This is a genomic window from Streptomyces sp. WAC 01529 (genome assembly GCF_003945545.1).
GTDB classification, from domain to species: Bacteria; Actinomycetota; Actinomycetes; order Streptomycetales; family Streptomycetaceae; genus Streptomyces; species Streptomyces anatolicus.
In genome coordinates, this window is the sequence record NZ_CP029617.1 from 7,201,858 (window position 1) to 7,214,119 (window position 12,262).

Below are 12,262 nucleotides of genomic sequence, written 5' to 3' on the forward strand. Positions count from 1 at the left end.
CAACGCTTTGCGCGGGGTTGGCCCGAGGTGGCACGGGGTTGGTCCCAGGCGTTGACGCGAGATCCCTTGAGTTCCTAAATTTCCGTTCGAAGTATTGACCAACGTCCGGTATTTCGAACGACTGGGGATGGCGTGGCATACAAGCGCGTGGCACACAGGCGCACGGCACGGAGGCGGGGGAGCCTCGCTCTCGTCGTCGGCTCTCTCACCGCCGGAGCCCTGCTGGCCGGCACGCTCGGCGCGGGGCCCGGCGCGGCGGCCGAGCCGACCGACTACACGATCGACGTCGACACGGCCCGCACCGGCGCGAAGATCGACGACTCGATGTACGGGGTCTTCTACGAGGACATCAACCGCGCGGCCGACGGCGGGCTCTACGCCGAGCTGGTCCAGAACCGCTCCTTCGAGTACGAGCCCGCGGACAACCGCTCCTACACGCCGCTGACATCGTGGGAGACCAAGGGCTCCGCCAAGGTCCTGAACGACGCCGGCCGGCTGAACGAGCGCAACCGCAACTACCTCTCCCTGGCGGCCGGTTCCTCCGTCACCAACTCCGGCTACAACACCGGCATCGCCGTCCAGCAGGGCAAGCGCTACGACTTCTCGGTCTGGGCCCGCGCCGACCGCTCCGGCGCGCCGCTCACCCTCACGCTGCACGACGCCTCGGGTGAGCTTGCCGCCGCCCGCCGGGTCACCGCGCGCGGCGGCTGGTCCCGGTACAAGGCGACCTTCACCGCCACCAGGACCTCGGCCGCGGGCCGCCTCACGGTCGCCTCGGGCGCCCCGGCCGCGCTCGACATGATCTCGCTCTTCCCCCGCGACACCTACAAGGGCCGCGAGAACGGCCTGCGCAAGGACCTCGCCGAGAAGATAGCCGCCCTGAAGCCCGGCTTCCTCCGCTTCCCCGGCGGCTGCCTGGTCAACACCGGCAGCCACGAGGCGTACGACGAGAAGTCCGGCTGGCAGCGCGCCCGCTCCTACCAGTGGAAGGACACCATAGGCCCGGTCGAGCAGCGCGCCACCAACGCCAACTTCTGGGGGTACAACCAGAGTTACGGGCTCGGCTACTACGAGTACTTCCAGTTCGCCGAGGACACCGGCGCCATGCCGCTGCCCGTCGTGCCCGCCCTGGTGACCGGCTGCGGCCAGAACAAGGCCACCGACGACCCGGCCCTGCTCAGGCGGCACATCCAGGACACCCTCGACCTCATCGAGTTCGCCAACGGCCCGGCGAGCAGCGAATGGGGCAAGAAGCGCGCACGGATGGGCCACCCCAAGCCGTTCGGCCTCACCCACCTCGCGGTCGGCAACGAGGAGAACCTCCCCGAGGAGTTCTTCGCCCGCTTCAAGAAGTTCCGCACCGCCATCGAGGCCGAGCACCCGGAGATCACCGTCATCTCCAACTCCGGCCCCGACGACAGCGGGGCGGTCTTCGACAAGGCCTGGCAGCTCAACCGCGACGCGCATGTCGCCATGGTCGACGAGCACTACTACAACAGCCCGCAGTGGTTCCTGGAGAACAACGACCGCTACGACTCCTACGACCGGCGCGGCCCCAAGGTCTTCCTCGGCGAATACGCCTCACAGGGCAACACCTTCGGCAACGCCCTCTCCGAAGCCGCGTTCATGACCGGCCTGGAGCGCAACGCGGACGTCGTCAAGCTCGCCTCGTACGCCCCGCTGCTCGCCAACGAGGACTACGTGCAGTGGAAGCCCAACATGATCTGGTACGACAACGACCAGTCGTGGGGCTCGGCCAACTACGAGACGCAGAAGCTCTTCATGCGCAACGTCGGCGACGAGGTCGTCCCCTCCAAGTCCACAGGGACTCCCGCCACTTCGGGTCCGATCACCGGTGCCGTCGGCCTCTCCACCTGGGCGACGAGCGCCGCGTACGACGATGTCTCGGTCATCGGCGCGGACGGCAGACCGCTGTTCTCCGACGACTTCTCCGCCGGTGACGGCAAGTGGACCAAGGCGGCCGAGAAGGGCGCGTGGGCCGTCAAGGACGGTGCGTACGTCCAGTCCGACGAGAGCGCCGAGAACACCCTGGTCACCGCGGGCGACAAGGGCTGGCAGAACTACGACCTCAAGGTGCGGGCCACCAAGAAGTCCGGCAAGGAAGGCTTCATGGTCGCCTTCGGCGTCAAGGACACCGGCAACCACTACTGGTGGAACCTCGGCGGCTGGAACAACACCCAGTCCGCAGTGGAGAAGACCGTCGGCGGCGCCAAGCAGACGGTGCTCCAGGACTCCACCAGGATCGAGGCGGGCCGCAGCTATGACCTGCGCGTCGAGGTGCGCGGCCGCCAGGTGACGCTCTTCCTCGACGGAAAGAAGTGGGGCTCCTTCACCGACGACAAGCCCGCCGAGCCGTTCCGCCAGGTCGTCACGCGCGACAAGGCGACCGGCGACCTCATCGTGAAGGTCGTCAACGCGCAGGCGGTACCGGCCCGCACGAAGGTGAACCTCGGCCAGGGGGCGAAGGTCGCCCCGAAGGCGCGGGTGACCACGCTGACGGCGGACCCGGCCGCCGAGAACACCAAGGACAAGGCGCCGGTGAAGCCCGTCGGCTCGGTCTTCACCGGGGTCGACGACTCCTTCTCGTACACCTTCCCCGCCTACTCCGTGACGTTCCTGAGGATCACGTCGTGAGCGGCTCCGGCAACCCCACCCACGGAAAGGCCGACCGATGAAGCACGGCAGTGAACACCCCGACCGCAGACTGCTGTTGAAGGGAACGCTGGCCGCAGGCGCCGCCGCGACGGGCGCCCTGACCGCCGCACAGGGCAGCGCCCGCGCCGCCACCCCGCGCGCCGCCACCAACCCCCTCGTCCGGCACCGCGCCGACCCCCACATCCACCGCCACCACGACGGCCGGTACTACTTCACCGCCACCGCCCCCGAGTACGACCGCATCATCCTGCGCCGCTCCCGCACCCTGCGCGGCATCGCGACGGCCGAGGAGGCCGTCGTCTGGCGGCGGCACACCAGCGGTGACATGGCCGCGCACATCTGGGCGCCGGAGATCCACCACATCGACGGCAAGTGGTACCTCTACTTCGCCGCGGCCCCCGCCGACGACGTGTGGAAGATCCGCATGTGGGTCCTGGAGAACGCCCACCGCGACCCGTTCAAGGGGACGTGGGTCGAGAAGGGGCGGATCGCCACGGCCTGGGACACCTTCTCCCTCGACGCGACCACCTTCACCTACGAAGGGGCGCGCTATCTCGCCTGGGCGCAGAAGGATCCCGGCGAGGACCACAACAGCGCGGTCTTCCTGTCGAGAATGGCCGACCCATGGACACTGACGGGTCCTCAAATACGGCTCACCACGCCGGAGTACGACTGGGAGCGCGTGGGCTTCAAGGTGAACGAGGGCGCCTCGTTCCTCCAGCGCAACGGGCGCGTCTTCATGACGTACTCGGCGAGCGCCACCGACGCCAACTACTGCATGGGGCTGCTCACCGCCCGGGCGGGCAGTGACCTGCTGGACCCGAGGTCCTGGACCAAGTCGCCCCGGCCGGTCTTCACCAGCAATGACAGGACCAAGCAGTACGGTCCCGGCCACAACTGCTTCACCGTCGCCGAGGACGGCCGCACCGATGTCCTCGTCTACCACGCCCGCCAGTACAAGGACATCGTCGGCGACCCGCTGAACGACCCCAACCGCCACACGCGCATCCAGCGCCTGGGCTGGAAGGCGGACGGCACCCCCGACTTCGGTGTCCCCGTGGCGGACGGGCCGCTCCCGGCGCGCTGAAAGACGCAGTGCTCAGCGCGCCGGGAGCGGTCGGGCTCAGCGCGCTGAGAAACTGTGCACCGTGCTCGACCGGTAGGTCTCGCCGGGCCGCAGCACCGTCGAGGGGAACGACGGCTGGTTCGGCGAGTCCGGGAAGTGCTGGGTCTCCAGGCAGAGGCCGTCGCCCTGGCGGTAGGTGCGGTCCGAGGGGCCGGTCAGGGTGCCGTCGAGGAAGTTCCCGGAGTAGAACTGCACGCCCGGCTCGGTCGTCGCGATCTTCATCGTGCGGCCCGAGCCGGGGTCCCGGAGCGTCGCGAAGTGCTCGGGGCGGTCCGTGATCCCCTTGTCCAGGACCCAGTTGTGGTCGTAGCCCTTGGCGGTCACCAGCTGGGGGTGCGCGACGCGGATGTCCTCACCGATGGTCTTCGCCCGCCGGAAGTCGAAGGGCGTGCCCGCCACCTTCGCCAGCGCGCCCGTGGGGATCAGGCCGGCGTCGGTCGGCGTGAACCTCCCGGCCTTCAGGGTCAGTTCGTGGTCGTAGACGCCGCCGCTGCCCTCACCCGCGAGGTTGTAGTACGTGTGGTTGGTGAGGTTCACGACCGTCGCTCTGTCGGTCGTGGCCGCGTAGTCGATCCGCCAGTCGCCGTGCGCGGTGAGGGTGTACGTCACCTTCACGCGCAGCGTCCCCGGGTAGCCCATCTCGCCGTCGGCGCTGACGTAGCGCATGACGAGGCCGACGCCGGTCGCGTCGGTGAACGGCTCCACGTCCCACACCCGCGTGTTGAAGCCCTTCGCCCCGCCGTGCAGGCTGTTCTCCCCGTCGTTGACGGAGAGCTGGTGGGTCCTGCCGTCCAGGGTGAAGCGGCCGCGGGCGATGCGGTTGCCGTAGCGGCCGATCAGCGCGCCGAAGAAGGTGGTGCCCGCGGCGTACTCCTCGATCGTGTCGTAGCCGAGGGAGACATTGGTGAACCTCCCTCGCCGGTCGGGCAGTTCGAGGGACTGCACGATGCCGCCGTAGGAGAGGACCCTCATCCGTGTGCCGCCGTTCGCCAGCGACCAGCGGTGCACCTTCGTGCCGTCGGCGAGCCTGCCGAAGAGTTCCTTCGTGGGGCGCCGCCCCGCTGTGGCGTGCGCGGTGCCCGCCCCGGCCGCGGTCGCGGCGATCCCGGCGGCGGCCGCCGCCGTGAGGACGGTGCGTCTGCTCGTTTCCATGTACGACTCCAATAGAGAGGAGGGACGAGGGGCTGGGCCGTGTCCGGCGCCTAGCGGCCGACCTTGCGCTTGTTCCAGACGTCGAAGCCGACCGCCGCGAGCAGCACGAGCCCCTTGATGACCTGCTGGTAGTCCGTGCCGATGCCGACGAGCGACATGCCGTTGTTGAGGACGCCGAGCACCAGGCCGCCGATCACGGCGCCCATCACCGTGCCGACGCCGCCGCTCATCGACGCGCCGCCGATGAACGAGGCCGCGATCGCCTCCAGTTCGAAGTTGAGGCCGGCCTGCGGGGTGCCCGCGTTGAGGCGCGCCGCGTACACACAGCCCGCGAGCGCCGCGAGCACGCCCATGTTGACGAAGACCAGGAAGGTGACGCGCTTGTCCTTGACGCCCGAGAGCTTCGCGGCGGCCTTGTTGCCGCCGAGCGCGTACACATGACGGCCCACGACCGCGTTGCGCATGACATAGCCGAGGGCGATCAGCAGCCCGCACATGATGAGCATGACGACCGGCACGCCGTGGAAGCTGGCCAGCGTCAGGGTGAACGCCACCACCGCCGCGGTCATCGCCACACACTTGGCCACCCACAGGCCGGTCGGCAGGACGTCGAGCTCGAACGCCAGCTGCCGCTTGCGGTCGCGCCATTCACGGAAGAGGAGGAAGGCGATGGTGGCGAGGCCGAGCAGCAGGGTGGGGTTGTGGTACTGCGTGTACGGGCCCATCTCCGGGATGAAACCCTTGGCGATGTTCTGGAACCCGTCGGGGAAGGGCGCCAGCGACTGCCCCTCCAGGACGATCTGGGTGAGACCGCGGAAGAGCAGCATGCCGGCCAGCGTCACGATGAACGACGGGATGCCGACGTACGCGATGAAGAAGCCCTGCCAGGCGCCCGCGACCGCGCCGATCAGCAGCGACAGGACGAGGGCGAGCACCCACGGCATGTCGTGCTTGACCATCATCACGGCCGACATGGCGCCCACGAAGGCCACCAGCGAACCGACGGACAGATCGATGTGGCCCGCGATGATGACGATCATCATGCCGATGGCCAGGATGAGGATGTAGCCGTTCTGCTGGATCAGATTGGAGACGTTGTTCGGCAGCAGCAGCGTGCCGTCGGTCCATATCTGGAACAGCACGACGATGAACGCCAGGGCGATGAGCATGCCGTACTGGCGCATGTTGGCGCGCATGCTCTCGATCAGCAGCGCACCGGCCGACCGCGCGGCGGGCCGTGGCGCGGAGGACGAGTCCCGTGGGGGAGTGGTCGTGGTGGTCATGGCGGCCTCAGCTCTTGCTTCTGGTCTTGGTCATATGGCGCATCAGGACTTCCTGGGTGGCCTCCGCGCGCGTGACCTCGCCGGTCAGGCGGCCCTCGGCCATCGTGTAGATCCGGTCGCACATCCCGAGCAGCTCGGGCAGCTCCGAGGAGATGAAAAGGACCGCCTTGCCCTGCGCCGCGAGCTTGTCGATGACGGTGTAGATCTCGTACTTGGCGCCCACGTCGATGCCGCGCGTCGGCTCGTCGAGGATCAGCACCTCGGGATCGGCGTGGATCCACTTGCTCAGGACGACCTTCTGCTGATTGCCGCCGGAGAGCCTGCCCACCTGCTCGAAGACGGTGGGCGCCTTGATGTTCATCGACTTGCGGTAGCGCTCGGAGACCTGCCGCTCGTGATGCTCGTCGACGAAGCCGACGAAGCCGACGAAGCCGCCGAAGCCGCTGAAGCCGCCTGCGCCGCGCCGCCGCATGCCCGGCAGCGAGGCCAGGGAGACATTGCGGTTGATGTTGTCGATGAGGTTCAAGCCGTAGCGCTTGCGGTCCTCGGTGACGTACGCGATACCGGCGTCGACCGCGGCCGGGACCGTCTTGGTGACCACCGGACGGCCGTTCACCGCCACGGTCCCCGCGACGTACTGCCCGTAGGAGCGCCCGAAGACGGACATCGCCAGCTCGGTGCGGCCCGCTCCCATCAGGCCCGCGATGCCGACGATCTCGCCGCGCCGCACGGTGAGCGACACGTCGTCGACGACCGTGCGCTGATGGTCGACGGGGTGGCGCACCGTCCAGCCCGACACGGCCAGGGCAAGCTCGCCCGCGTCGGCGCCCTCGTACGGCGTGCGGTCGGGGAAGCGGTGGTCGAGGTCGCGGCCGACCATGCCCCGGATGATCCGGTCCTCCGACAACCTTGCCTCGTCCGACGGTGCCTGACGTACCGTGAGGGACTCGATGGTCCGCCCGTCGCGCAGGATGGTCACGGTGTCGGTGATCTGCCGGATCTCGTTCAGCTTGTGCGAGATGATGATGCACGCGATGCCCTGCCCGCGCAGCTCCACGATCAGGTCGAGCAGCTTCGCGCTGTCGTCGTCGTTGAGGGCGGCCGTCGGCTCGTCGAGGATCAGGAGCTTCACCTCCTTCGACAGGGCCTTGGCGATCTCCACCAGCTGCTGCTTGCCCACGCCGATGTCGGAGACCGGCGTCTGCGGCTTCTCGCGCAGCCCCACCCTCTTGAGCAGGGCGCTCGCCCGGCGCAGAGTGTCGTTCCAGTCGATGAAGCCGCGCCGGGTCTGCTCGTTGCCGAGGAAGATGTTCTCGGCGATCGACAGGTAGGGGACGAGCGCCAGCTCCTGATGGATGATCACGATGCCGTGGCGCTCGCTGGCGCGGATGTCCTTGAAGGCCATCGGCTCGCCCTCGAAGAGGATCTCGCCGTCGTAACTGCCGTGCGGGTGAACGCCGCTGAGCACCTTCATCAGCGTCGACTTCCCGGCGCCGTTCTCACCGCAGATCGCGTGGATCTCCCCGGGCCGCACGGACAGGTGCACATCGGAGAGCGCCTTGACGCCGGGGAACGTCTTGGTGATCCCGCGCATCTCCAGAAGGGGCGCGCTCACCCGAGCTGTCCCGCCGTGAAGTACCCCTCGTCCACCAGGAGCCGCGTGTTCGACTTGTCGACGCTCACCGGCTTCAGGAGGAAGGACGGCACGGTCTTCTCGCCGTTGTGGTAGTCCGTGGTGTTGTTGACCTGGACCTTCTTGCCCCTGAGGACCGCGTCTCCCATCTTCACCGTCTGCGCGGCGAGCTTGCGCGTGTCCTTGAAGACGGTCTGCGTCTGCTCGCCCCGGATGATCGACTTCACCGACGCCAGCTCGGCGTCCTGCCCGGTGATGACGGGAAGCGGCTGGCTCTTCGACCCGTACCCCGCGCTCTTCAGCGCGGAGATGATGCCGATGGAGATCCCGTCGTACGGCGAGAGCACCGCGTCCACACGCTTGTCGCCGTAGCTCTTGCTGATCAGGTCGTCCATGCGCTTCTGCGCGGTGCCGCCGTCCCACTTCAACGTCGTGGCCTGCGTCAGCCGCGTCTGCTTGCTGCGCACGACGAGCTGCCCGCTGTCGAGGTACGGCTTCAGCACCTTCATGGCGCCGTTCCAGAAGTACTTGGTGTTGTTGTCGTCCGGGTCGCCCGCGAACAACTCGATGGAGCGCGGCTCATCGGAATTCTCGCCGGGTTTGCCGAGCTTCAGCTTGTCGACGACGTACTGCCCCTGGAGCCGCCCCACGCGTTCGTTGTCGAACGACGCGTAGTAGTTCACGTTCTTCGTGCCGAGGATGAGGCGGTCGTACGAGATCACCGGGATGCCCGCGTCCTTCGCCCGTTTCAGTACGTCGGTGAGCGCGGAGCCGTTGATCGCGGCGATCACCAGGAGCCGGTGCCCCTTCGTGATCATGTTCTCGATCTGGGCGACCTGGTTCTCCACCTTGTCGTCGCCGTACTGGAGGTCGGTGTCGTAACCGGCCTTCTTGAACTGCGAGGCCATGTTCCTGCCGTCGGCTATCCACCGCTCGGAGGACTTGGTGGGCATGGCGAGGCCGATCGTGCCGCCCTTGCCGTTGTCGGGTTTGTAGCGGCTGCCGCCCTTGGCCTCCTGGCCGCAGGCGGTCAGCGAGGCGGCGAGCAGCGCGGCGGCGGTGGCGATGCCGAGAGTGCGGGTGCGCATGGGTCAGTCCCCTTCCGGGACGGCGAAGCGGCGCAGCTCACCCGGCAGCCGCGAACCGAGCGGTGACATGCCGCCGTCCGCGCCGTGCCGGGCCAGCAGATCCAGGGCGAGGCGGCCGCGCCTGACCCGTTCCCGGGCCGTGGCGAGGGCATGGTCGCGCACGTGGGCGCCGTAGGGGTAGATGCCGGTGGCCTTCGAGAGGCCGAACTTGACGTACAGCGGGGCGCCGCGCCGGATCAGCTCGGCGACCTCGTACATCCGGATGTAGCCGCCGAGGTCGTCGGGCGCCTCGACGTACATGTCCATGGGGGCCCGGCTGACCCGGCGGATCTCGGTGAGGTGGGCCGGGCTCAGATCGGACGGCACATTGAGGGAGTCGGCGCCGAGACGCTCGTACACCTCGTACGAGGCCGGGTTGACGGGACCCGTCAGCGCGGACAGCTTGAAGGTGGTGTCGGCGGGCAGGACCCCGGCGGCGCGGAGCCTGTGCAGGGTCCACAGCACGCCCTCGTCGGCGACGAGCAGGCACTTCACGCCGAGCCCGGTGGCGCGTACGGCGTCCTCGACGCAGCCCGCGAGCGCGTCGTGTCCGCGGGCGCGCAGGCCCGCGCCGCCGGAGTCGGTGCGGGTGGAGGCGCCGATGTCCCAGGTGCCGCGCGGCCCGGTGAACAGGCACAGCTCGATGTCGCGCGCGGCGCAGGAGTCCACCATCTCGGTGATCTCGACGTCGGTGAGCATCCAGACGCCGCTGCCCTGGCTGATCCGGTGGACGGGCACGTCGAGGCGGGCGCTCTCCTTCAACACCACGGCCAGGGCCTCGGGCCCCTCGACCGAGGGGATCTCGGTGCGCCAGGTGCCGCCGTCGGGGAACGCGTGGGGCGAGGCGGCGGCCGGATCGACGGCGGGCAGGGGGTGCCCGAGCCGGGCGAGGGCGTCGGCGCCGGGGCGCCGGGGGGCTGACGGGGCGGTCACGTTACTCCCATTTCGTGAGGGGGCGCCTCGGTAAGGGGCGCGGGGCTGGAACATGTGCGGCTCCGCCGCGTGGCGCGAGCGGCCACCGGCGGCCCGCGGCTAAGACTCAGGGCGACAGCAGCACTTTCCCGGTCTTGGGGTCACCCCCACCGACCAGGGCGACGGCCTCCCCGAACCGCTCCAGCGGAAACTCGTGGGTGATCAGCGGGGCAGGGTCCAGCAGCCCGAGTCCGAACGCCCGCACCGCGTCCGACCAGGCGGAGGACGGCGCCCCGAAGACGGAGCGCACCTCCAGCTGGCTGAGGGAGAGATGCACCGGGTCGATGCCGACCGCCCCCGCCGTGAACATGCCGGTGAGCACGACCCGGCCACCCCGGCGGGCGAGCAGGCACGACGAGGCGGCGGTGGTCGCCGCCCCCGCCGTCTCCACGACCAGGTCGAAGGAGCCGTTGACGGATTCCGCCTCGGAAGGGGAGAGCGCCGCGGTCGCCCCGAAGCCCAGCGCCAGCTGTCCGCGGGCCGCCCGGGGATCGACGACGGCCAGCTCGGCGGGGTTCGACGCGGCGAGCAGCTGCACCGCCAGCTGCCCTAGCGTGCCCGCGCCGACCACCGCGACGCGCTCGCCGGGGCTCGGTCGGCCCGTCCGCACCGCGGCGGCGATCACCGCGGACGGTTCGAGGAGGGCGGCCGCGCGCAGGTCCGCGTCATCGCGCAGCGGGTGCAACAGCCGCGCCGGTACGGTCAGATGGTCGGCGAAGGCACCCGGCTCGGTGAACCCGGTCTCGGCGTAACCGCCGGTGCACAGGCTGGTCTCCCCGCACCGGCAGCGCTCGCAGACGCCGCACGCCCGGAACCCCTCGGCGACGGTCCCGCGGCCGACGAGCGCGGGGTCGACACCCTCGCCGACCGCCGCCACGGTCCCGGACCACTCATGGCCCGGGACCACCGGGTAGCGGACGTAGGCGGCGTCGCGATGACCGTCGTACACCTCGCGGTCGCTCATACAGATCCCCGCCGAGGCCACCCGGACGAGGACTTCGCCGGGCCCGGGTACCGGGACCTCCCCGGTGACCAGCCGGTGCTCGCCCGGCCGGTCGACGACGATCGCGCGACTGCTCAACTCTTCGCCCCGCCCGGCGCACGCTTCTCCCAGCCCTCGGCCCACAGGTCGAACCGCGCCTGCTGCTGGGGGAATTCGGCGGCGGCGTCGATGTCCAGCTCGACGCCGAGGCCCGGCGCGTGGGACAGCTCGAAGCAGCCCGTCTCCGGATCGACTCGCGGCGCGCCCTTGACGACCTTCTTGATGTCGGCGTCGGCGAAGTCGTTGAAGTGCTCCAGGATCTTGAAGTTCGGTGCGGTGAAGCCGACTTGGAGCGAGGCGGCGGTCAGCACGGGGCCGCCCACGTTGTGCGGCGCGATCAGCATGTAGTGCGTCTCGGCGGTGGCCGCGAGCTTGCGGGTCTCCCAGATGCCGCCGATGTGGCCGACGTCCGGCTGGAGGATGTCCGCCGCCTGGCTCTCGAACAGCTCGCGGAACTCGATCCGGTCGTGGATGCGCTCGCCGGTCGCCACCGGCATCTCCACCTTCGCGGCGACCTTCTCCAGGGCCTTCAGGTTCTCCGGCGGCACCGGCTCCTCCAGCCAGGCGGGGCGGAACGGCGCGAGGTCGCGGGCGAGGCGGATCGCCGTGGCGGGCGAGAACCGGCCGTGCATCTCCAGCATCAGCTCGGCGTCGGGACCGATCGCGTCGCGCACGGCCTCGATCAACGACACCGCGTACAGGCTCTGTTCGTGGTCGAGTTCGTAGTGGCCGGTCCCGAAGGGGTCGATCTTCAGCGCGCGGTAGCCGCGCTCCATGACGCCCCGGGCCGCCTTGTGGTACGCCTCCGGGGTGCGCTCGGTGGTGTACCAGCCGTTCGCGTACGCCTTGACGCGGTCGGTGACCTTGCCGCCGAGCAGCTGCCAGACGGGGACGCCCAGCGCCTTGCCCTTGATGTCCCAGCAGGCCATCTCGATGACCGCGATGCCGGACATCACGATCTCGCCGGCCCGGCCGTAGTCGCCGTACTTCATCCTGCGGACGAGGTCCTCGACCGCGAACGGATCGGACCCGGCGATGTGGTTGGCCTCCGCCTCGCGGAGGTAGCCGATGAGCGCGTCGGTGTGGCCGAGCATGCGCGTCTCGCCGACTCCGGTCAGGCCCTCGTCGGTCTGCACCTGGACGTAGGTGAGGTTACGCCAGGGCGTTCCGACCACATGCGTGCTGATTCCCGTGATGTGCAAGGCAGTTGCCCCTTGACTTGTTCGGTATTTCGTCACACGTTCGAAATGT

General features: G+C 69.4%; 9 protein-coding genes. 2 read left to right on the forward strand and 7 right to left on the reverse strand.

Features of this window, described 5'->3' with window-relative positions:
• The first annotated feature begins 219 nt into the window (after nt 1-219).
• Together DMA15_RS31985 and DMA15_RS31990 are read left to right on the forward strand one after the other, a co-directional pair.
• The gene (locus DMA15_RS31985; protein ID WP_240660308.1) at nt 220-2,655 is read left to right on the forward strand and encodes an alpha-L-arabinofuranosidase C-terminal domain-containing protein; all 2,436 of its coding nucleotides are present in this window, start codon (nt 220-222) and stop codon (nt 2,653-2,655) included.
• Between the two features lie 37 nt (nt 2,656-2,692).
• A complete protein-coding gene (locus DMA15_RS31990; protein WP_125516173.1) occupies nt 2,693-3,763 on the forward strand; it encodes a glycoside hydrolase family 43 protein in 1,071 nt (356 codons plus the stop codon).
• Between the two features lie 36 nt (nt 3,764-3,799).
• Here the strand turns inward: DMA15_RS31990 and DMA15_RS31995 are convergent, their stop codons facing one another.
• Genes DMA15_RS31995 through DMA15_RS32025 form a run of 7 tightly spaced genes read right to left on the reverse strand, consistent with a single transcriptional unit; the run spans nt 3,800 to nt 12,213 of the window.
• Nucleotides 3,800-4,954 (reverse strand): aldose epimerase family protein, encoded by a 1,155-nt coding sequence (locus DMA15_RS31995; RefSeq protein ID WP_164551867.1) that lies wholly within the window; start codon nt 4,952-4,954, stop codon nt 3,800-3,802.
• 50 nt (nt 4,955-5,004) lie between these two features.
• Nucleotides 5,005-6,237, reverse strand: a complete 1,233-nt coding sequence (gene mmsB, locus DMA15_RS32000; protein WP_164551868.1) for a multiple monosaccharide ABC transporter permease — start codon at nt 6,235-6,237, stop codon at nt 5,005-5,007.
• Nucleotides 6,238-6,244: 7 nt separating this feature from the next.
• Nucleotides 6,245-7,831 (reverse strand): multiple monosaccharide ABC transporter ATP-binding protein, encoded by a 1,587-nt coding sequence (gene mmsA, locus DMA15_RS32005; RefSeq protein ID WP_125518140.1) that lies wholly within the window; start codon nt 7,829-7,831, stop codon nt 6,245-6,247.
• Between the two features lie 17 nt (nt 7,832-7,848).
• Nucleotides 7,849-8,958, reverse strand: a complete 1,110-nt coding sequence (gene chvE, locus DMA15_RS32010) for a multiple monosaccharide ABC transporter substrate-binding protein (protein ID WP_125516174.1) — start codon at nt 8,956-8,958, stop codon at nt 7,849-7,851.
• 3 nt (nt 8,959-8,961) lie between these two features.
• A complete protein-coding gene (locus DMA15_RS32015) occupies nt 8,962-9,984 on the reverse strand; it encodes a hypothetical protein (protein WP_125516175.1) in 1,023 nt (340 codons plus the stop codon).
• A 52-nt stretch (nt 9,985-10,036) separates the two neighbouring features.
• On the reverse strand, nt 10,037-11,050 hold the full coding sequence (locus DMA15_RS32020) for an alcohol dehydrogenase catalytic domain-containing protein (protein WP_125516176.1): 1,014 nt from the start codon (nt 11,048-11,050) through the stop codon (nt 10,037-10,039).
• The gene (locus tag DMA15_RS32025) at nt 11,047-12,213 is read right to left on the reverse strand and encodes a mandelate racemase/muconate lactonizing enzyme family protein (RefSeq protein ID WP_125516177.1); all 1,167 of its coding nucleotides are present in this window, start codon (nt 12,211-12,213) and stop codon (nt 11,047-11,049) included. Before DMA15_RS32025 ends, DMA15_RS32020 begins: the two co-directional genes overlap by 4 nt.
• Nucleotides 12,214-12,262 lie beyond the last annotated feature (49 nt).